This is a genomic window from Alloalcanivorax xenomutans (genome assembly GCF_032810065.1).
Classification (GTDB): domain Bacteria; phylum Pseudomonadota; class Gammaproteobacteria; order Pseudomonadales; family Alcanivoracaceae; genus Alloalcanivorax; species Alloalcanivorax xenomutans.
Genome location: NZ_CP136538.1, coordinates 1,203,643 through 1,223,057, shown reverse-complemented (window position 1 = coordinate 1,223,057; position 19,415 = coordinate 1,203,643). Strand labels below are relative to the sequence as shown.

The window sequence follows — 19,415 nt, the reverse complement described above, 5'->3', positions numbered from 1 at the left end:
TCCGCCCCTTGCTACCATATATCCAGGAAAGGCTGCTCAATTGAGCAGCCTTTTTTGTTTCTGACGGTCCGGACTCGCCTCTTAACGCGCACGAACTCAGATAGAGCACCACGAAGGGAGCTTTACTCATATACGAGTAAAAAACGAGATTAAAGGCTCTTTTTACTCGTATATGAGTACAAGAAACCCAGTTCCGTCTAACCGCAGGCGTTACCCGGGACCCGGAAGGCCCGGATCAGGTGTAGCACGAAGGGGCAGCAGATGACCCACCAGGTGGAGAGCGCATTGACCACCGGACCGGATTGCCCCCAGATGAACGGTATACCGGCATAGCCGGCGTATCCGCATACGGTGGCCAATACGGCGAACCCGAGGTGGAGATACAGGCGCCGCCGGAACGCAAAGGTATAGCCCACGCTGAACAGCAACGGAAACAGCCACCAGAACACCATGGTGATGTAATCCCAGGTGGTCATTTCGAATACGAGCTCCACGCTCTCCATGTCCCTTCCCTACGGCGCCTTTTTCTTACAACACGTTTCTTACAGCACAATCAGATGATTGGGCAGTTCATTCTTCTGCTCGGTGGCCGGCACGTGGGTGATCAACTCATCGCCACAGCTGGCCACGCATTCCAGGAAGCCATTCAGGGTATCCCTGGCCTTCACGTGAGCCGTGAAGGTATCGACGATGGACTGCCAGCGTTCGTTGGGCACGTGGCGGGCAATGCCCTGGTCCGCCAGGATTTCCACGTAGTGCTCCGCTTCGCAGACGAAGATCAAGACGCCGGTGCCGCCCTTGGTGTGGTGCAGCCCCTGATCCAGAAACACCCGCCGGGCCAGGTCCGCGGCGCGGCGCTGTTTCACCGAGGCGGGCACCAGCCGCATCATCAGCGGCGGCCAGCGGAACACCAGCGCCAGCACCACCAGGGTGGTCCACTGTGCCAGCAGCACTTCCAGCGGAGCCAGCCAGATCGGCGTGAAGGCGAGGATCAGTGGCACCAGCAGGGACAGCAGCGCCGCCCACATCATCGGAATATAGCGATAATTGTCCGCCTGCCGGGCCAGCACCGTCACCAGCTCGGCGTCGGTGTCCTTTTCCACCGCGGCAATGGCGCGGGACACCCGGTTTTGGTTCTCTTCATTCAATAACATCACCAGCCTCCCGAGGCGCCACCGCCCCCAAAGCCGCCGCCTCCACCGCCGAAGCCGCCGCCGCCGAAACCACCACCGCCGCCGCCAAAGCCGCCCATTCCGCCAATGGCAATCGGTGCCAGCAGGCCTCGCCCACGACGACCACCGCCGCGTCCGCCGCCGCCGAAGGTCAGCAGCATGGTCAACACCACCAATACGATCAGATAGATCAATGCCTGGAGGTTACTGCCCTTATTGGCTTTCCTGGCCGGGGCGGTGTACTCGCCATCGATGGCGGCAAGAATGGCCGCGGCCCCCTGTTCGATCCCGGTGAAGTAGTCCCCTTGACGGAACGCGGGCTGGATTTCGTTCTGAATAATGGCGTGGGACAACGCATCGGTGAGCACACCTTCAAGGCCGTAGCCCACCTCGATGCGAATCTTGCGTTCCTTGGGCGCGATGATCAGCAAGGCGCCGTTGTCATGTTCGGCCTGACCGATCCCCCAGGCCCGACCCAACTGATAACCATAGTCCTCGATGGCGTAGCCCTGCAGATCCGGCAGGGTCACCACGACGACCTGGTTGGAGGTGCGGCTCTCGGCCTCGGCCAGGCGCTGTTCCAGTGCCCGGGCCTGTTGCGGCGACAGCAACCCGGCATTATCCACCACGCGGCCGGTCAGAGCGGGGAATTCCGGTGCCGCCCAGGCGGAGGGCAGCACCAGCATCAGCAGAGTGCAGAGCAGTAGTCGCATCAGTTGAAGTTAACCTGGGGCGCTTGTTCCGCCCCTTCCGTGGTGGCTTCGAAGGAAGGCCGTACTTCCATCTCACTGTACAGCATGCTGTGCCAGATACGACCCGGGAAGGTGCGAATCTCGGTATTGTATTGCTGCACCGCGGTGATGTAGTCCCGGCGCGCCACGGCGATGCGGTTCTCGGTGCCTTCCAACTGCGATTGCAAGGCCAGGAAATTCTGGTTGGCCTTGAGATCCGGGTAGCGCTCCACCACCACCATCAGGCGCTGCAAAGCAGAACCGAGTTGCTGCTGCGCCGCCTCGAACTGCTGCAGCTTTTGCGGGTCGTTGATCAGACTTTCATCGGCCTGAATGGAACCGACCTTCGCGCGGGCTTCGGTGACCTCCACCAGCACATCCCGCTCGTGTTCCATGTAGCCCCGTACCGTACTGACCAGGTTGGGCACCAGATCCGCGCGCCGCTGATACTGGTTTTCCACCTGTCCCCAGGCGGCCTTCACCTGCTCGTCATAGGTGGGAATGTTATTGATGCCGCAGCCGGTAACGCCGAACAGAATCGACAGCAACAGGACAAAACGCCAATGCTTCATTGCGGGGTCTCCATATCCAAACCGAGGACGTCCAGCACTTCCTGAACATCGTTTGTATTGCTTTGCCCAATGGCCAGCAACCGCTCCTTGACGGTGCGCGGCTGCGCCTTGATGCGGGCTTCGAGCCGGCAGGCGCTGGCGCGATCCGCCACCGCCGCCCGCCAAACCAGGGTCACCGGCCGCCGTGCCCGAGTATAACGGGCGCCACGGGGGCCTTCATTGTGCTCCCGGTGACGGCGCTCCACATCCGTGGTGACGCCGGTATACAGTGAACCGTCCACGCAGCGCAGTATATAAACCCACCACTGTTGCATGGTTTTACATCTCCCGCGTCGACAGTTGCTATCATCAAAACATACCCAGCTCCGCCAGCGAAGGCGGCGACACTACAATACAAGGATTTCCGGAGACACGCATGATTACTTATCTCTATTGGGTACTGGTTGCGATCCTGATTTTTCTCAGTCTGTTCCTGGTCGGTGCCCGCATGGGCAAGTGGAAACCGGCGGTGATTCTGGCGGTGCTGGTGTGGCTGGCGGGCACCGTGCTGTATTACTTCTGGCTCGAGCAGATCTTCGTCAAGCGGCTGGGCGGCACCATGACGCTGAGCGTGCCGGCGGGGCAGCAGCACATCGCCGCCACCTGGAAAGGCGATAATCTGTGGATCGAGAACTACGACCCGGAGACCAACCGCTGTATTTTCCGTGAATACTCCCGTGGCAATCTGCTGGAGGGTCAGGTGGTGATTGAAAACTGTCACCCCCTACGCGCCGGTGGCAGCGCCGACAACAGTGGCGCCGAGGACAGCACCACTATTCCCAAACGCCCACGAACCGCGCTTTAACCCGGGAAATGCGCCACCAGCGATCTTCGCCGGTGGCCTTCCCGTCGCCGCGCTGCTATCTTTGAAGGTCGTCCACGCCGATGATTCGCCTTCCCCATGAAAGTGCGTACCACCAAGGAACAGCAGCGCGAGCGACTGCGCCGGGATATGGAGCGTTTTCTGTCCCGGGGCGGGAGTATCAAGCGCGTGCCCCCCGGCACCAGCGGCGAGCCCCCGCGAGGTGCCCGACCATTATCTCCGTTCAGCCACACGCCCAGGCCCCCGCGTACCGATTTGTCACGGCTGGCCGCCACCATCGACGCCCGCAAGCATAAGCCCAAGGTCCGCCGCGCCCGATCCGCCGCGCCGCGCCGCCGGCTGATCTATGATGACTTCGGTGAGCCTTTACGCTGGGTCTGGGAAGACGCCACCACCGCCCCCGACACCCCGGACAAGGAGAATTCATGAACCGCCTGATCGCGCTGAGCCTGCTGCTGCTCGGTTCCCTGGTCCACGCCGACATTATCGAACAGAAAGTGAACCTCCCCGGCGGCGTCGGCACTGGCGTACTGTACATGGACGAGGACCAGGAACGGCTTACCGCCGGGGTCATCGTGGTCCACGAATGGTGGGGGCTGAACAATTACATCCGCAACCGGAGCCGGCAACTGGCCGCGGAAGGCTACGTGGCACTGGCCGTGGACATGTACAACGAAAAAGTGGCGCAGCACCCCAAGGACGCCAAGGCGTTCATGGAGCAGGCCCTGGCAGAGCCGGAAAAGATGACCGCCCGCTTCAATGCCGCCAAGACGCTGCTGCGCAAGATGCAGTATGTGGATGACAACCGGATTTACGCGGTGGGCTACTGTTTCGGTGGCGGCGTGGTGCTGGAGCAGGCCCGCAGGGGCAATGATCTGGCCGGCGTGGCCAGCTTCCACGGCACCCTGGCGACGCAAAATCCAGCGGGTCCCGGCGACATCAAGGCACGCATCCTGGTGGCCACCGGGCAGGCCGACCCCATGGTGCCACCGGAGCAGGTCTCGGCACTGGTGGAGGAACTGAGCAACGCCGGCGCGGAATATCAGCTGCTCAGCTTCCCCGACGCCAAGCACGGCTTCACCAATCCCGAGGCGGATCAGTTTGGTCAGCGTTTCGACATGCCCCTGGCCTACGACGCCGAAGCCGACCGGGAGAGCTGGCGGGCGCTGACGGAGTTTCTCGATAGCACACCCTGACGCCCCTGAATGCACCACCTTCGGGCATGGCGCACCAAACTGGCGCCATGCCCGCCCCATCCGCAGGCCCTCCACCCCGTTTTTCCTCCCCCGATCCCCCGCAATCCCTGGCCTGCACCGATTTGGCACCGCTCTTGCTGGTATACCGGCGTGAGGAATCGAATGGCCGGTGGCCATCCACACTCGACAATTTGCTTCCAATAGACCGCTAGGGTTCCGATCGGCGCCGCCGATGCCTGGTCCGAGAGCAGTCGACCTTCGCTGAAGGTTACACGGCGGGACAAAAGCCCGGGAGGACACGATGACACCTGTCATTGGATTCCTCTTCGTCCGTAACCCAGGAGGTCCGACATGACCCGTTTGCTCACCACCGTCTGCACCACCGCCCTGCTCGCCCTGACGCTCGCCACCCCTGCCCAGGCCCAGGCCCGGGACAGTTTCAAGGTCTGCTGGTCCATCTACGTGGGCTGGCTGCCCTGGGACTACGGCGCCGCCGAAGGCATCGTCGACAAATGGGCGGACAAGTACGACATCGACATCGAAGTGGTACAGATCAACGACTACATCGAGTCCATCAACCAGTACACCGCCGGCCAGTTCGACGGTTGCACCATGACCAACATGGACGCCCTGACCATCCCCGCCGCCGGCGGCGTCGACAGCACCGCGCTGATCGTTGGTGACTTCTCCAACGGCAACGACGGCATCGTGCTCAAGGACGCCGATAAACTCGAGGCCATCAAGGGCCGTCGCGTCAATCTGGTGGAACTGTCCGTCTCCCACTACCTGCTGGCCCGGGCGCTGGACAGCGTGGGACTCAGCGAGCGCGATATCACCGTGGTCAACACCGCCGACGCCGATCTGGTATCCGCTTTCAATACCCCCGACGTGACCGCCCTGGCCACCTGGAATCCGCTGCTGGGTACAATCAAGGAGTCTCCGGAAGCCAATCTGGTGTTCGACTCTTCCAAAATTCCCGGCGAAATCATTGATCTGATGGTGGTGAACACCGACACCCTGAAAGCCAATCCAGCCCTGGGCAAAGCGCTCACCGGCGCCTGGTACGAAATCATGGGGCACCTCAATGACAGCGGCTTCCGCCAGCATCTGGCCAATGTCGCCGCCACCGACCTGGACGGCCTGCGGATGCAGCTCGACGCCACCCGCCTGTTCGACAAAGCCGAGGACGCGGTCACCTTCACCAACAGCCCGGCGCTGAAGGACACCATGCAGAAAGTGGCGGAATTCTCTTTTGACCACGGTCTGCTCGGCGAAGGCGCCCCGGATGCCGGCTTCGTTGGCGTGGAAACCCCCGCCGGCGTCTACGGCAACAACGGCAATATCAAACTGCGCTTTGACCCGACCTACATGACGATGGCCGCCGAGGGTGAGCTGTAACCGGCCCCTCGTGCCTTGTCACCGCCCACAGGAGTCGCCATGAAGAAGTTGATCAACCGGCAACCCGGACGGGTCGCCACCTGGGCGCTGGGGCTGTTGCCCTTCGCCCTTCTGCTGGTGGTGTACCTGCTGGCTTCCGACGCCCGCCTGGAAGCCAACCCCAACGACAAACTGCTGCCGGCGTTCAGTGCCATGGGCGATGCCATTCAACGCATGGCGTTCGAACCCAGCAGGCGCAGCGGCGAGTACCTGTTATGGGCGGATACCCTGGCCAGCCTCACCCGCCTGGCCATCGGCGTCGGCATCAGCGCCTTGATGGGACTGGTCTTCGGCATTGTCACCGGCACCCTGCCCTATGCCCGCGCCGGGTTGTCCCCGCTGATCACCGGGCTGTCGCTGGTGCCGCCGATGGCGATCCTGCCGATCCTGTTCATTCTGTTCGGGCTCGGCGAACTGGCCAAGGTGATGCTGATCATCATCGGCATTACGCCTTTTCTGATCCGCGACTTGCAGCAAAGGGCCCGGGAGATCCCCGCCGAGCAGGTGATCAAGATGCAAACGCTCGGCGCCAACACCTGGCAGATCATTCTGCGTCTGGTATGGCCGCAGATCATGCCGCGCCTGATCAGTGCGGTGCGGCTGTCATTGGGCTCCGCCTGGCTGTTCCTGATCGCTGCCGAAGCCATCGCCGCCACCGAAGGGCTGGGTTATCGCATCTTCCTGGTGCGCCGCTACCTGTCCATGGACGTGATCCTGCCCTACGTGCTCTGGATCACCCTGCTGGCGTTCGCCATCGACTTCCTGCTGGCCCGCTATTCCCGCTGGCGTTACCCCTGGTTCCACGGCAGCCACTGAGCAAAGCGAGGAGAAGCCCATGGCTATCATCGAAATGAACAATCTGTGGAAGGAATACGGCGACCAGGTGGTGCTGGAACGCCTCAACGCCGAGGTGCGGGAAGGGGAATTCGTCACCCTGGTCGGCGCCTCCGGCTGCGGCAAGACCACCTTTCTGAAAATGCTGCTCGGCACCGAATCGCCCAGCCGGGGCAAGTTGCTGCTGGACGGCGCGCCGATCCCGGATCAGCCGGACGAGACCCGCGGCATCGTGTTCCAACGCTATTCCGTGCTGCCGCATCTGAGCGCGCTGGAAAACGTCATGCTGGCCGACGAGTTGCACCGACACAAACTCATCGGCCGCGCCTTCGGCGGCAAACGCAAAGCCTTGAAGGACGCCGCCATGGCCATGCTGGAATCCGTGGGGCTGACCCAGGCCGCCGGCAAGTTTCCCCACGAGCTGTCCGGTGGCATGCAACAGCGTCTGGCCATCGCCCAGGCATTGATGAAACGGCCGCGCATTTTGCTGCTGGACGAACCCTTCGGCGCGCTCGATCCCGGCATCCGCCGCGACATGCATCACCTGGTGCTGGATCTGTGGCGGCAACAGGGCCTGACCATCTTCATGGTCACCCATGACCTCGCCGAAGGCTTTTACCTCGGTACCCGGCTGTGGGTATTCGACAAGACCCGCCTGGACCCGCAAGCCCCCGGCGCCTACGGCGCGCGCATCACCTACGACCTGCCAGTGGGAGATTGCGACAAAGGCACGCTCACGGCCATCCAGGAGCAGGCGGACGCCACCGCCCGCACCATGGCCTAGCGCCCGTTTTGATTTGGAAACGTACAAGGAGACCTTCATGACCGAACCGCTGTACGACTACACCATGCCCGGTGGCGCCCATTGGTCGTTTCGCCTGCGCCGTGGCACCGCTCTGCGTCTCACCGATCTGGAAGGCGGCGCCAACGTCGGCATGCTGTTCTACAACCCGGAAGAAAAACTGGAGCGTTACAACGCTCCGGACACTCTCAAGGGTCAGCACACCTTCAAACTGACCCGCGGTAATTGTCTCTACTCCGACATGGGCCGGGTGTTCGCTTCCATTGTCGACGACAGCTTCGGCTGGCACGACACCGTCTGCGGTAACCTGGACGATGCCCGCCTGCTGGAGAAATACGGTGAGCACAATTACCAGCAATACCGCAACGACTGGACTCTGAGTGGCCACGCCAGTTTCCTCACCGAGTTGGCAAAATATGGCCTGGGAGAGCGAGACCTGGCCGCCAATCTCAATCTGTTCAGCAAGGTGGTCACCGACGATAACGGACAGCTGCGTTTCGACGCCGGCGCCGCCCGCGCCGGGGCGCAAATCACCCTGCGTTTCGAGATGGACACGCTGGTGGTGATGCACACCTGCCCGCACCCGCTCAATCCCGCCAGCGACTATCCACGCAAACCAGTGCGGGTGGAAATGCTCACCGCCGCGCCGGTGGCAAAGGACGATTACTGCCTGAATTTTCGTCCGGAAAACGCCCGCGCCTTCGAAAACAACCGCCTCTATCACCTGGGCCTTTAGGAGACCATCATGATTCGGGAAAGTCAGCTGAAGCCCGCCGATGCTCATTTCCGCGACACCGTCCCCGCCGGCGATTACTTTCTTAAAGTGCTGAAGGAAGGCGAGACCCTGCGCATCCTCGATCTGGAAGGCAACCAGGCGGCGGACACGCTGTTTTTCAATGCCAAGGACACCGCCGAGCGCTACAGCGCCATGGACACCATCCGCGAACAAGGCAACGTCTTCCTCACCGCCGGCACCGTGCTGCGCTCTAACCGCAACCGGCCGATGCTGGAGATCATCGCCGACACCTGCGGCCGCCACGATACCCTCGGCGGCGCCTGCGCCACGGAAAGCAACACGGTGCGTTACGCGCTGGAAAAGCGCTGCATGCACGCCTGCCGGGACAGCTGGATGCGGGCCGTTAACGAAAATGAGGAATACGGGCTGAGCAAGCGCGACATCACCCACAACATCAATTTTTTCATGAACGTCCCGGTGACCGCCGAAGGCGGCCTCACCTTCGCTGACGGGATTTCCGCACCGGGCAAGTATGTGGAAATGAAAGCGCTGATGGATATCACCGTGCTGATTTCCAACTGCCCGCAGCTCAATAACCCGTGCAACGGCTACAACCCCACGCCCATCGAAGTGCTGATCTGGCACTGACTATCGGAATAAGGCGCCGGGGACGACCCCGGAAGCCGGACGCTTACGGCGGGACGACCCGCCATCGCCGCAGAGCCGACATCATGTTCAAGAAGGTACTGATCGCCAACCGTGGCGCCATCGCCACCCGAATCATCCGTACCCTGAAAACCCTGGGCGTCACCAGCGTCGCGGTCTACGCCGACGCGGACGCCGATTCCCGCCACGTGAGCCTGGCCGACGAGGCTTATTGTCTGGGCGACGGCAGCGCCGCCAGCACCTATCTGAATCAGGATAAGTTACTGACACTGATGGCCGAACAGCAGGTGGATGCGGTGCATCCCGGCTATGGTTTTCTCAGTGAGAACCCGGATTTCGTCGAGCGTTGCGAAGCCCAAGGCATCGCCTTTATCGGCCCCACCCCGGAACAGATGCGGGACTTCGGCCTCAAACATACCGCCCGCAAGCTGGCGGAAGACAATCAGGTGCCGCTGCTGCCGGGCACCGGTCTGCTGACCGATCCGGAACAGGCGCTGGCCGCCGCCACCGGCATCGGCTATCCGGTGATGTTGAAAAGCACGGCCGGCGGCGGTGGTATCGGCATGCAGATTTGCCACGATGCCGAATCGCTGCGCAAAGCCTGGGACACGGTACGCCGGCTCAGCGCCAACAACTTCTCCAACGATGGCGTGTTCCTGGAAAAATACATTGAGCGCGCCCGCCACATCGAAGTGCAGGTGTTCGGCGATGGAAAAGGCCAGGCGGTGACGCTCGGCGAGCGTGACTGCTCCGCCCAGCGCCGCCATCAAAAAGTGGTGGAGGAAACCCCGGCGCCCAATCTTCCCGAAGAGGTTCGGCGCACTTTGCACGACACCGCACGGCGTCTGATGGCGGCGGTGCAGTACCGCAACGCCGGGACCGTGGAATTCATTCTCGACCAGGATACCAACCGCTTTTACTTCCTGGAGGTGAACACTCGCCTGCAGGTGGAGCACGGCGTCACCGAGCAGGTTTACGGCGCCGACCTGGTGTCCTGGATGGTGCGGCTGGCCGCCGGCGAACTGCCGCCGCTGGAACACCTGGCCGGCGATCTCACGCCGCGCGGTCATTCGATCCAGGTGCGTCTCTATGCGGAGGATCCGAACAAGGATTTCCAGCCCAGTGCTGGTCTGCTGACCACCGTGCGTTTTCCTGAAGCGGACGGCCAACGGCTGCGGCTGGACCATTGGATCGAAGCGGGACTGACCGTATCCCCGCTGTACGACCCGATGCTGGCCAAGGTCATCGTTCACGAGGATGATCGCGAGCGCGCTCTGGCTGCCCTGGAGCAAGCGCTCGGCGACACTCTGGTGGAAGGCATCGAAACCAACCGCGAGTATGTGCTGGCGATCCTCGCCGACCCGGCGTTTCGGCAAGGCCGCATGACCACTCGCTATCTGAACGACTTCCGCTACCAACCCGATACCCTGGATGTCCTTGCCGGCGGTACCCTGACCACCGTCCAGGATTATCCCGGGCGCGGCGGCTACTGGCCGGTGGGCGTGCCGCCGTCCGGCCCGTTCGACAGCCTCAGTTTCCGCCTCGGTAACCGGTTGCTGGGCAACGACGAGAATGCGGCCGGCCTGGAATGCACGCTCAATGGCCCGACCCTGCGCTTCAACCGCGACACCCGGATCGCGCTGACCGGCGCGGATATGGGCGCCACGCTCGACGGCGAGTCCGTGCCCCGCTACCAGGCGGTGACGGTGATCGCCGGCCAGACGCTGAAGCTGGGCAAGGTCAACGGCACCGGTGCCCGCGCTTACCTGGCCGTGGCTGGCGGCATTCAATGCGAACCCTACCTGGGCTCACGCAGCACTTTTACGCTGGGTCAGTTTGGCGGCCACGGCGGCCGGGCTCTGCGCACCGGCGATGTGTTGCATCTGAGCCCGCACGGCGCGGTCCCGCAAGCCATCGAGGTGCCGCCCGCGCTGAAGCCGAAGCTGCGCGATACCTGGACATTGCGAGTCATCTACGGTCCCCATGGCGCCCCGGACTTCTTCACCGACAACGACGTCGCCACCTTCTTCAGCAGCGATTGGCAGGTCCATTACAACTCCAGCCGCACCGGCATACGACTGGTGGGGCCGAAACCGGAATGGGCCCGCAGCGACGGCGGCGAAGCCGGCATGCACCCTTCCAACATCCACGATAACGCCTATGCGGTGGGTACCATTGATTTCACCGGCGATATGCCGGTGATTCTGGGCCCGGATGGTCCGTCGCTCGGTGGCTTTGTCTGTCCCGCCACGGTGATCAAAGCCGACCTGTGGAAACTGGGACAACTGAAAGCCGGGGATAAAGTCCGCTTTCAACCGGTCTCCCTGGAAGACGCCGACCGTCTGTGTGAAGAACAGGACCGCTGTCTGCAACACCTGAACGCACCCGAACTGGTAGTGAAGTCCGCCCCTGTGATCACCCCGGTACTGGACCGCCTGCCGGAGGAGGAAGCCGGTGTGGAGGTAGTCTACCGAGCCGCCGGTGACCGTTATGTGCTGGTGGAATACGGTCCACTGGAACTGGATTTGCGCCTGCGTTTCCGGGCTCACGCCCTGATGCTGTGGCTGGAGCAGCAGCGGATTGACGGCGTGCTGGAACTGACCCCCGGCATTCGTTCCCTGCAGATTCATTTCGATCCACGGCAGCTGCCGCGCAACACCCTGTTAACGCTATTGAAGGAAGCAGAACTGTCCTTGCAGCAACAGGATGATTTGCAAGTGCCGTCACGTATCGTTCATCTGCCACTGAGCTGGGACGACGAGGCCTGCCGGCTGGCGATCCAGAAATACATGCAATCGGTGCGCAAGGACGCGCCCTGGTGTCCGAGCAATATCGAATTCATCCGCCGCATCAATGGCCTCGACAGCATCGACGAGGTCAAACGGATTCTGTTCGAGGCCAGCTATGTGGTGATGGGGTTGGGTGATGTTTACCTGGGCGCCCCGGTGGCAACGCCTTACGATCCCCGTCACCGGCTGGTCACCACCAAATACAATCCGGCGCGCACCTGGACCGCGGAAAATTCCGTCGGCATCGGCGGTTCCTATTTGTGTGTGTACGGCATGGAGGGCCCGGGTGGCTATCAATTCGTCGGCCGCACCCTGCAAATGTGGAATCGCTATCGCACCACCGAGGCCTTCACCAAACCCTGGCTGCTACGGTTCTTCGATCAGATTCGCTTCTACGAAGTCAGCGCCGGGGAACTGCAACGAATCCGCCGGGACTTTCCCAAAGGCGACTACCCGCTCAAGGTGGAAGAGACCACATTCAGCCTCAATGCTTATCAGGATTTTCTGCGGCGCAATGACGACAGCATCCGGGCCTTCACCGGGCAGCGGAACCAGGCCTTCGAAGAGGAACTGCAACGTTGGGTGGAAAGCGGCCAGATTCATTTCGAGTCGCAACAGGATCTGAATGGCGACGACGGCGACGGTCTGCCGGAAGGCACGCCGGTGGAATCCCCCACCGCCGGCAACATCTGGCAACTCAACGTGGCCGAGGGCGACAATGTGGAAGCCGGCCAGGTGGTGGCAATCCTGGAATCCATGAAGATGGAGATCGAAGTCACCGCCCCGGACGCCGGCCAGGTGCTGCATATAGCGCGGCAGGAAGGCCAGCAGATCAACGCCGGCCAGGCCATCATGGTGCTGGGCTAGCAGCCGGACCACGCAGCCGCTGTAAAAGCTTGCCTGCAAGCAAATACCCAACACCGGAAGGCCGGGATTCGCCAGCAGGCTGGCTCCCACAGTTTGGACTACGAAGCCGCTGTGGGAGCTTGCCTGCAAGCGAATCTCCCAACACCGGAGACCACATTCGTGTTGCTGGGCACCATAGAATCTCCGCCTACAGCGGCCTTGTAGCAATCTCTGGATTCAGAGCTTTCTCTGTCTGAACTAGAGCGTACAGCCCCCGTCCACGGCGATAGCCTGGCCAGTGACGTGTTCGGCACAGGCCAGGTACACCGCCAGTTGCCCCATGTCTTCCGGGGTTTGCGCCACGCCCTGGGGCAACAGGGTTTTCTGGTGGCGAGCCCAGGATGCCTCCTCGCTTTCCCCTTCTTCCCGCCAGCGCCCGGCCAGGCCATCCTCGCCACGCCACATGCCAGTGCCAACGATGCCCGGGCACAACGCGTTGACGGTGATGCCGTCCAGGGCCACTTCCTTGGCCACCGCGTTGGTGAAGCCGATCACCGCGAATTTGGACGCGGTGTAATGGGACAGATCCGGGAAGCCGATCTTGCCGGCGATGGAGGCCACGTTGATGATGCGCCCCCAGCGTCGCGGCCGCATCACCCGCACCGCGGCCTGGGTACAGAGGAAAACCCCCTTGGCGTTCACCGCCATGATACGGTCGAAGTCCTCGGCGGTGAGTTCCTCGATGGACTGAATACTGATGATACCGGCGTTATTGACGGCGATATCCAGGCCGCCCAGCTCCGCCTCCACCTTTTCCACCATGGCACGCACCGAATCCGGCTGCGCCACGTTGACGGAGATCGCCACGCTACGCCGCCCCGCGGCCTCTACCTTGGCGGCGGTTTCCTCGGCGATGGTCTGATCCAAATCCGCCACCGCCACATCCGCGCCGGCCCCGGCCAACGCCAGCGCAATGCCCTGCCCGATACCCCGGCCACCACCGGTGACCAGGGCGACTTTTCCTTTCAATTCCATGATCGCTGCTCCTGTTCAATGAGTCCCGGCGTTCAGCATAGGCGGGACAGGCCCGCCCGCCGCTGACGCAAATCAATCAAGCCAGATGATGCACTTCCTGCTGGCCATACACCGGCGTGTCCAGGCCTTCCATCCGTGCTTTCAATTGCAGCGCCAGGAACTGCGAGTAAAACCGGGACTGGTGCAGATTGCCGCCATGGAACCAGAGCGCCTGCTGCCGGGTGGGCTTCCACATATTGCGCAATTCGCCTTCCCAGGGGCCCGGGTCCTTGGTGGTATCCGAACCCATACCCCAACATTTACCCACTTTGTCCGCCACTTCCTGGGAAATGATGCGCGCCGCCCAACCGTTCATGGATCCATAACCGGTGGCGTAGACGATCAGATCCGCCGGCAACTCGGAACCGTCGGTCAGCGTCACCGAATGCGCATTGATGCGCTCGATGCCGACACCGCTTCTCAATTTGATATCACCGTTGGCCACCAGCTCGCAGGCGCCCACATCGATGTAATAACCGGAGCCGCGGCGCAGATATTTCATAAACAGGCCGGAACCGTCGTCGCCGAAGTCCAGCATGAAACCAGCGTCGCGCAGACGGCGGTAGAAATCCGCGTCCTTCTCCGCCACCTGTTCATAAACCGGAACATGAAACTGCGGCATCACTTTGTAGGGAATGGAGGCGAAGGTCATGTCCGCCATTTCCGTGGTGATACCGTTATTCACCGCCTCTTCGGAGTACAACGGCCCCAGCACCAGCTCCATCAGTGTTTCCGATTTGATCACGTGGGTGGAGGAACGCTGCACCATGGTGACGTCGGCGCCGTGCTCCCACAGGGCCGCGCAAATGTCGTGGGCCGAGTTGTTGGCCCCCAGCACCACGCACTTCTTGCCGGCATAGGCTTCACCTCCGGGGTGCTTGCTGGAGTGATGCTGCTCGCCCTGAAAATCTTCCATGCCCGGAATTTCCGGCACATTGGGCATGCCCGACATGCCGGTGGCGAGCACCAGTTGTTGCGGGCGCAAGGTGACACGCTCGCCATCGCGGTTCACCTCCACCAGCCATTCCTGCTTCTCCTCATCGAAACGGGCGGAGGTGCATTCAGTGGATCCCCAGTAGTTGATCTCCATGATCCGGGTGTACATCTCCAGCCAGTCGCCGATCTTGTCCTTGGGCGAAAACACCGGCCAGTGATCGGGAAACGGCAGGTACGGCATGTGGTCATACCAGACCGGATCGTGCAGACACAGGGATTTGTAGCGGTTGCGCCAGGAGTCGCCGGGGCGCGGGTTCTTTTCCACCACGATGGTGGGGACATTCAACTGCCGCAGACGCGCCGCCAGACCGATACCGCCCTGGCCGCCGCCAATGATCACGCAATAGGGCTGGCGGCTGTAACCCAGCTCCGCTTCCTCCTCGCGGCGTTCCTCCAACCAGCTTTTACGGTTCTTGAACACGCCATGGCGGGCCCCCTTGGGCCGCAGGGCATTACGTTGCTCCGGATAATCCCGCAGTTCCTTTAGCGTGGTCAGCAGAGTCCAGGCCTTGCCCTCACGCAGACGCAGGTGGCCATGGCCTCGTCCCACCGCGGTCTGGAAAGTAATCCAGGCTTCCACCACGCCGTTTTCCTCCCGGGCGTCACCGGCCAGGTTCCAGTCGAAGGGTTTGGTGTTGGCGACGGTGGCGCCAATCATGTCGCGCAGGGCGGCATGCCCCTCCACGGTTTTGATGTTCCAGGTGAAAGAGACCAGATCGCGCCAGTAACCGTTTTGCTCGAACAGTTCGGCGGCGGCGGTGGGGTCGTCACCGCTCAGGGTACGCTCCCATTCGCTAAGCCAGTGTTCCACCTGTTGGTTCGGCGTGTTCGCATTACTCATGATTTGCTCCTCGCATGCGTTGTTGTTTTTCGTGTTCCGCCACCGGCGTCGTGGTCGATACGGACGCGGGGGCGGATGCAGGGACAAGAGCAGAAGCCGTGCCAATCCCCCGGCATGGCCGCCAATTGAGTTTTAGAGCATTGATTCGGAAAAGAATTTTTAATGGAACCGGGTACAGGACAACGTTTCTTGGAGAGGTTTAATAGCCTTCTCAGGCGTAACGGCGCGCAACGCTTTGCGTTACAGGTGTAACGTCCGCGGGGTGCATTTAGTACTCAAGTCGGATGGAGCCGTCAGGGCCATGGGGCTAGGCTGAATCCCAGGCAAAAAACAGAACAACAATCCAACGCGGAGGCCCGGGCATGAGCAGCCTGCATGCGCAACAACGCCGCCACATCGACGACATTCTGCGATACGCGGACGGCGGCTATCGTCCCACCGTGTCCCCTGGCGACGCCATGATCGCCCGATCCTGGAAACGCTGTATCGAAGAGTACGGCCTGGATCCGGCGCGGCCCCGCCCGGCCCGTATCGTTACCCATCAGACCCTGCGGGAACATCAGGAAAGCGCCGACGAGTTTCTCAATGTGGCGCGGGCCGGCGTCGAGCAGTTGTATGGCCAGATCGCGCGACTTGGCTATGTGCTGCTGCTCACCGATCAGCGCGGCATTACCGTGCAGTTTCTGGGTGACCGCCGACACGACCAGCGGCTGCGCCAGGCGGGGCTCTATCTCGGCGCTGACTGGAACGAATACCACGCCGGCACCTGCGCCGTGGGTACTTGCATCCGCGAAGGCGAGGCACTCACCTGCCATCGCCAGGATCACTTCGACGCCACCCACATCGGCCTCACCTGCACCTCGGCGCCGATCACCGATCCCCAGGGTCGTCTACTGGCGGTGCTGGACATTTCCGCCCTGGATTCCGCGCCGACCCGGGACAGCCAGAATTTCGCTCTGCATTTGATCCGCCTGTACGCGCGCATGATCGAGGATGCCTACTTCTTGCGCCTTTACCGCCACCACACCGTGTTCCGCTGCGATACCTCACGGGAGCTGGTGCAGGTCAACGGCCAGTATCTGTTCGCTCTCGACGGCGACGGCCGGGTACTCGCCGCCAACGGCGTCGGCCGGCATCTGCTGGCCCGGGCGCGCACGGACGACGGCGACATCGCCTTGCCGGAAATGTTCGACTGTGACGCCCGGGATATCTGGTCCATCCCCTATGCCTGCGAAGATCAGGTGCGTGCCTTTCGGGTACAGGCTCTCGGCAGCACCCTGTTCGGCAGCCTCATCGAACCGCGCCGGCCGGCCCGGCCCGCCGCGCCGCAAGCGTTGATCCCGGAAGAGGCGGTACCTGAGCTGGACCGGCTGGCGGCCGACGATCCGGCCATGCGCCGCACTCTGAAGCTGGCCAAGCGTCTGCGGCAACGGGACGTGAGCCTGTTGATCCTGGGGGAAACCGGCACCGGCAAGGAAGTGCTGGCACGGGCCATTCATGACGCCGGGCCGCGCCGGCACAAACCGTTCGTGGCGGTGAACTGCGCCGCCATTCCCGAATCCCTGATTGAAAGCGAATTGTTCGGCTACAGCCCGGGCACCTTCACCGGCGCCCGCGCCAAGGGCATGCGCGGCCTGATCCAACAAGCCCACGGCGGCACCCTGTTTCTGGACGAAATTGGCGACATGCCATTGACGTTACAGACCCGGCTGCTAAGGGTATTGGCGGAGGGGGAAGTGTTGCCGCTGGGTTCGGAGCGGCCCATATCGGTGGACTGCCGGGTGATCGCCGCCACGCACCGGGATCCGGCCAGATTGATCGCCGACGGCTATTTTCGCGAGGATCTTTATTACCGGCTCAACGGCGCCACACTGCGGCTGCCCGCGCTCCGGGAACGAGCGGACAAACAACATGTGATCATCTCGGTGATGGGCCAACTGGCCCGCGCCGTCGGGCAACCGCGGCTGCAGTTACGCGCGGATGCCATGAGCGCGTTGCTGGCCTGCCCGTGGCCCGGCAATATCCGTCAGTTGGTGAACGCCTTGAACTTTGCCGAGGCCACTTGTGACGGCGAGCAAATCACGGTGAACGATCTGCCGGAAGAGTGTCTGGCCCAGGTGATCGGCCCCGGCACCACGCCGGCCACCACGGAGGATGACGACGATGGCGACCCGCAACGCGCCGGCCTGCTGTCGATCCTGAAACGCCACCACTGGATGATCAGCGCGGTGGCCCGGGAACTGGGCGTATCCCGTCCCACCGTCTACCGTCGTATGCGCAAGCACGGGCTGACACCGCCGAATCAAAGGGATAGTTAGAGCCGCCGGACGCCGGACGCCGGACGCCGGACGCCGGACGCCGGACGCCGGACGCCGGACGCCGGACGCCGGACGCCGATAATGCAAAACCAGACCCAACACCCTGGCAAGTACTAAAACGCTTATTTATTTCCGCAATGCTCTTCGACCTGGTGTTCTAAAGCGTCCGGCGTCAAGCATCTGGCGTCCGGCCTCTTGTTTAAAGCGTCCGGCGTCAAGCGTCTGGCGTCCGGCCTACCTCAATCAAACCGCCGCTCATCGGCGATCACCTTGCCGTCGTTGGGCAGGGAACCCGGTGCCACCAGTTCCACACCGCCACGCAGCTTGGTGACCACCTGCAGGGTTTCGGTGACTTTCTCGGCGAAGGCGCTATCGCTGCTGTCGCATTCCGCCGACAGCACCATGCGGTCCTGCTCGTTTTCCCGCGTCACCACCAGACGGGCCCGCTGGATTTCCGGGTGCCGCTGCATCAGCTGGTTGATCTGCTCCGGCGCCACGAACATGCCCTTGATCTTGGTACGCTGATCGGCCCGGCCCATCCAGCCTTTTATACGTGGCGCGGTGCGTCCGCACGGGCTGGCACCGGGCATGATCGCGGTCATATCACCGGTGGCGATTCGGATCATCGGGAAGCTGGCATTGCGCAGCACGGTCACCACCATCTCACCGACCTCACCGTCCGGCAGCGGGTCCCCGCTACCCGGACGCACCACTTCGATCAGCACGTCCTCATCGGCGATCAGTCCTTCCCGCGCCTCAGACTCATAGGCCACCAACCCCAGCTCGGCGGTTCCGAAACTCTGCGACACCTTGACGCCCTGGGCTTCCACTTCCTGACGCAGGCTGCTGCTGAGCGGTTCGCCGCCCACCGAAGCCGCCACCAGAGAACTGGTGTCCTTGCCCAGTTCACGCCCCTTGTCCAGCAGCATTTTCAGAAACGACGGCGTGCCGCCGTAGTAGCTCGGACGCAGTTGCTGGATGGCATCGAGCTGCATCTCGGTGTTACCGACGCCGGCGGGAAATACCGAACAGCCAATCGCCCGGGCGCCGCTGTCCACCATCATGCCGGCGGGGGTGAGGTGATAAGAAAAGGTATTGTGCACCAAAGCGCCAGGGCGCATGCCCGACGCCCACATGGCGCGACCAAAGCGCCAGAAATCCGTAATCGCCTCGCTGGCTTCGTAAATCGGTCCTGGCGACAGAAAAATCCGCGACAGCTCGCCCATGGGCGCCGCTTCCATGCCGCCCAGTACACCCTGTGCCTGGATCGTGGGAATATCGGACTTGCGCGTCAGCGGAATCCGGGCCAGGTCCGCCGGGCCTTGAATCGCCTCGGGGTCGATATCGGCCAACACGCCGGCCCAATAGCGGGATCGCGCCTTGGCGTGGGCCAGCGCCGCGCGCAGCGCTTCCCATTGCCGTGCCGCCCGCTCATCGGGCGAGCGGGTTTCACGATCATCCAGATACGCGGAATGACTTGCCATTGTTGTTCCTCCTGAGGGCGGCCGGCGCGGGCCGCCAACAACGTTGAGTACCCGTCGAC

At 62.5% G+C, this 19,415-nt stretch carries 18 protein-coding genes and 1 riboswitch; of the genes, 10 read left to right on the top strand and 8 right to left on the bottom strand.

The window, feature by feature from the left end:
• Positions 1 to 197: 197 nt before the first annotated feature.
• Genes RYH70_RS05720 through RYH70_RS05700 form a run of 5 tightly spaced genes read right to left on the bottom strand, consistent with a single transcriptional unit; the run spans position 198 to position 2,789 of the window.
• Positions 198 to 503: a hypothetical protein gene (locus RYH70_RS05720; RefSeq protein ID WP_063141941.1), complete on the bottom strand. Its 306-nt coding sequence runs from the start codon at positions 501 to 503 to the stop codon at positions 198 to 200.
• A 39-nt stretch (positions 504 to 542) separates the two neighbouring features.
• Entirely contained in the window at positions 543 to 1,154 is a 612-nt protein-coding gene (locus tag RYH70_RS05715; protein WP_022995328.1) for a TPM domain-containing protein, read from the bottom strand.
• Positions 1,154 to 1,885, bottom strand: coding sequence for a TPM domain-containing protein (locus RYH70_RS05710; protein ID WP_022995327.1), 732 nt, complete (start codon positions 1,883 to 1,885; stop codon positions 1,154 to 1,156). The genes RYH70_RS05715 and RYH70_RS05710 overlap by 1 nt, the downstream gene beginning before the upstream one ends.
• Entirely contained in the window at positions 1,885 to 2,475 is a 591-nt protein-coding gene (locus tag RYH70_RS05705) for a LemA family protein (protein ID WP_026949406.1), read from the bottom strand. The genes RYH70_RS05710 and RYH70_RS05705 overlap by 1 nt, the downstream gene beginning before the upstream one ends.
• The gene (locus RYH70_RS05700; protein ID WP_022995325.1) at positions 2,472 to 2,789 is read right to left on the bottom strand and encodes a GIY-YIG nuclease family protein; all 318 of its coding nucleotides are present in this window, start codon (positions 2,787 to 2,789) and stop codon (positions 2,472 to 2,474) included. Before RYH70_RS05700 ends, RYH70_RS05705 begins: the two co-directional genes overlap by 4 nt.
• A 101-nt stretch (positions 2,790 to 2,890) precedes the next feature.
• On the opposite strand from RYH70_RS05700, the gene RYH70_RS05695 reads away from it, so the two are divergent.
• From RYH70_RS05695 to uca, 9 genes are all read left to right on the top strand, one after another.
• Positions 2,891 to 3,319: a hypothetical protein gene (locus tag RYH70_RS05695; RefSeq protein ID WP_022995324.1), complete on the top strand. Its 429-nt coding sequence runs from the start codon at positions 2,891 to 2,893 to the stop codon at positions 3,317 to 3,319.
• A gap of 96 nt (positions 3,320 to 3,415) precedes the next feature.
• The gene (locus RYH70_RS05690; RefSeq protein WP_022995323.1) at positions 3,416 to 3,766 is read left to right on the top strand and encodes a hypothetical protein; all 351 of its coding nucleotides are present in this window, start codon (positions 3,416 to 3,418) and stop codon (positions 3,764 to 3,766) included.
• A complete protein-coding gene (locus RYH70_RS05685) occupies positions 3,763 to 4,533 on the top strand; it encodes a dienelactone hydrolase family protein (protein ID WP_317009891.1) in 771 nt (256 codons plus the stop codon). Before RYH70_RS05690 ends, RYH70_RS05685 begins: the two co-directional genes overlap by 4 nt.
• A 197-nt stretch (positions 4,534 to 4,730) precedes the next feature.
• A riboswitch (guanidine-I (ykkC/yxkD leader) is annotated at positions 4,731 to 4,830 on the top strand.
• Between the two features lie 54 nt (positions 4,831 to 4,884).
• Positions 4,885 to 5,931, top strand: a complete 1,047-nt coding sequence (locus RYH70_RS05680; protein WP_063141943.1) for a putative urea ABC transporter substrate-binding protein — start codon at positions 4,885 to 4,887, stop codon at positions 5,929 to 5,931.
• A gap of 39 nt (positions 5,932 to 5,970) precedes the next feature.
• Complete coding sequence (locus RYH70_RS05675; RefSeq protein WP_317009890.1) at positions 5,971 to 6,786, top strand: ABC transporter permease; 816 nt, start codon at positions 5,971 to 5,973, stop codon at positions 6,784 to 6,786.
• Between the two features lie 19 nt (positions 6,787 to 6,805).
• Entirely contained in the window at positions 6,806 to 7,588 is a 783-nt protein-coding gene (locus RYH70_RS05670; RefSeq protein ID WP_022995319.1) for an ABC transporter ATP-binding protein, read from the top strand.
• 37 nt (positions 7,589 to 7,625) lie between these two features.
• Positions 7,626 to 8,342, top strand: coding sequence for an urea amidolyase associated protein UAAP1 (locus RYH70_RS05665; protein ID WP_022995318.1), 717 nt, complete (start codon positions 7,626 to 7,628; stop codon positions 8,340 to 8,342).
• A 9-nt stretch (positions 8,343 to 8,351) separates the two neighbouring features.
• Positions 8,352 to 8,990 (top strand): urea amidolyase associated protein UAAP2, encoded by a 639-nt coding sequence (locus tag RYH70_RS05660; RefSeq protein WP_233916951.1) that lies wholly within the window; start codon positions 8,352 to 8,354, stop codon positions 8,988 to 8,990.
• 83 nt (positions 8,991 to 9,073) lie between these two features.
• Entirely contained in the window at positions 9,074 to 12,664 is a 3,591-nt protein-coding gene (gene uca / locus RYH70_RS05655) for an urea carboxylase (RefSeq protein ID WP_317009889.1), read from the top strand.
• Positions 12,665 to 12,901: 237 nt separating this feature from the next.
• Here the strand turns inward: uca and RYH70_RS05650 are convergent, their stop codons facing one another.
• Both RYH70_RS05650 and RYH70_RS05645 read right to left on the bottom strand, forming a co-directional pair.
• Complete coding sequence (locus tag RYH70_RS05650; protein WP_063141952.1) at positions 12,902 to 13,678, bottom strand: SDR family NAD(P)-dependent oxidoreductase; 777 nt, start codon at positions 13,676 to 13,678, stop codon at positions 12,902 to 12,904.
• A 76-nt stretch (positions 13,679 to 13,754) separates the two neighbouring features.
• Positions 13,755 to 15,554 (bottom strand): NAD(P)/FAD-dependent oxidoreductase, encoded by a 1,800-nt coding sequence (locus RYH70_RS05645; protein WP_116027742.1) that lies wholly within the window; start codon positions 15,552 to 15,554, stop codon positions 13,755 to 13,757.
• A gap of 362 nt (positions 15,555 to 15,916) precedes the next feature.
• Here RYH70_RS05645 and RYH70_RS05640 point away from each other — a divergent pair, with 362 nt between their 5' ends.
• Positions 15,917 to 17,872: a sigma-54-dependent Fis family transcriptional regulator gene (locus RYH70_RS05640; protein ID WP_233916948.1), complete on the top strand. Its 1,956-nt coding sequence runs from the start codon at positions 15,917 to 15,919 to the stop codon at positions 17,870 to 17,872.
• Positions 17,873 to 18,111: 239 nt separating this feature from the next.
• On the opposite strand, the gene RYH70_RS05635 is transcribed toward RYH70_RS05640, so the two are convergent.
• Positions 18,112 to 19,356: a phenylacetate--CoA ligase family protein gene (locus RYH70_RS05635; protein ID WP_080530587.1), complete on the bottom strand. Its 1,245-nt coding sequence runs from the start codon at positions 19,354 to 19,356 to the stop codon at positions 18,112 to 18,114.
• Positions 19,357 to 19,415 lie beyond the last annotated feature (59 nt).

What these genes read in the sequence shown, in the direction of transcription:
- RYH70_RS05720 (WP_063141941.1), bottom strand. Translation starts at nt 503, where the DNA reads ATGGAGAGCGTGGAGCTCGTATTCGAAATGACCACCTGGGATTACATC.
- RYH70_RS05715 (WP_022995328.1), bottom strand. Translation starts at nt 1,154, where the DNA reads ATGTTATTGAATGAAGAGAACCAAAACCGGGTGTCCCGCGCCATTGCC.
- RYH70_RS05710 (WP_022995327.1), bottom strand. Translation starts at nt 1,885, where the DNA reads ATGCGACTACTGCTCTGCACTCTGCTGATGCTGGTGCTGCCCTCCGCC.
- RYH70_RS05705 (WP_026949406.1), bottom strand. Translation starts at nt 2,475, where the DNA reads ATGAAGCATTGGCGTTTTGTCCTGTTGCTGTCGATTCTGTTCGGCGTT.
- RYH70_RS05700 (WP_022995325.1), bottom strand. Translation starts at nt 2,789, where the DNA reads ATGCAACAGTGGTGGGTTTATATACTGCGCTGCGTGGACGGTTCACTG.
- RYH70_RS05695 (WP_022995324.1), top strand. Translation starts at nt 2,891, where the DNA reads ATGATTACTTATCTCTATTGGGTACTGGTTGCGATCCTGATTTTTCTC.
- RYH70_RS05690 (WP_022995323.1), top strand. Translation starts at nt 3,416, where the DNA reads ATGAAAGTGCGTACCACCAAGGAACAGCAGCGCGAGCGACTGCGCCGG.
- RYH70_RS05685 (WP_317009891.1), top strand. Translation starts at nt 3,763, where the DNA reads ATGAACCGCCTGATCGCGCTGAGCCTGCTGCTGCTCGGTTCCCTGGTC.
- RYH70_RS05680 (WP_063141943.1), top strand. Translation starts at nt 4,885, where the DNA reads ATGACCCGTTTGCTCACCACCGTCTGCACCACCGCCCTGCTCGCCCTG.
- RYH70_RS05675 (WP_317009890.1), top strand. Translation starts at nt 5,971, where the DNA reads ATGAAGAAGTTGATCAACCGGCAACCCGGACGGGTCGCCACCTGGGCG.
- RYH70_RS05670 (WP_022995319.1), top strand. Translation starts at nt 6,806, where the DNA reads ATGGCTATCATCGAAATGAACAATCTGTGGAAGGAATACGGCGACCAG.
- RYH70_RS05665 (WP_022995318.1), top strand. Translation starts at nt 7,626, where the DNA reads ATGACCGAACCGCTGTACGACTACACCATGCCCGGTGGCGCCCATTGG.
- RYH70_RS05660 (WP_233916951.1), top strand. Translation starts at nt 8,352, where the DNA reads ATGATTCGGGAAAGTCAGCTGAAGCCCGCCGATGCTCATTTCCGCGAC.
- uca (WP_317009889.1), top strand. Translation starts at nt 9,074, where the DNA reads ATGTTCAAGAAGGTACTGATCGCCAACCGTGGCGCCATCGCCACCCGA.
- RYH70_RS05650 (WP_063141952.1), bottom strand. Translation starts at nt 13,678, where the DNA reads ATGGAATTGAAAGGAAAAGTCGCCCTGGTCACCGGTGGTGGCCGGGGT.
- RYH70_RS05645 (WP_116027742.1), bottom strand. Translation starts at nt 15,554, where the DNA reads ATGAGTAATGCGAACACGCCGAACCAACAGGTGGAACACTGGCTTAGC.
- RYH70_RS05640 (WP_233916948.1), top strand. Translation starts at nt 15,917, where the DNA reads ATGAGCAGCCTGCATGCGCAACAACGCCGCCACATCGACGACATTCTG.
- RYH70_RS05635 (WP_080530587.1), bottom strand. Translation starts at nt 19,356, where the DNA reads ATGGCAAGTCATTCCGCGTATCTGGATGATCGTGAAACCCGCTCGCCC.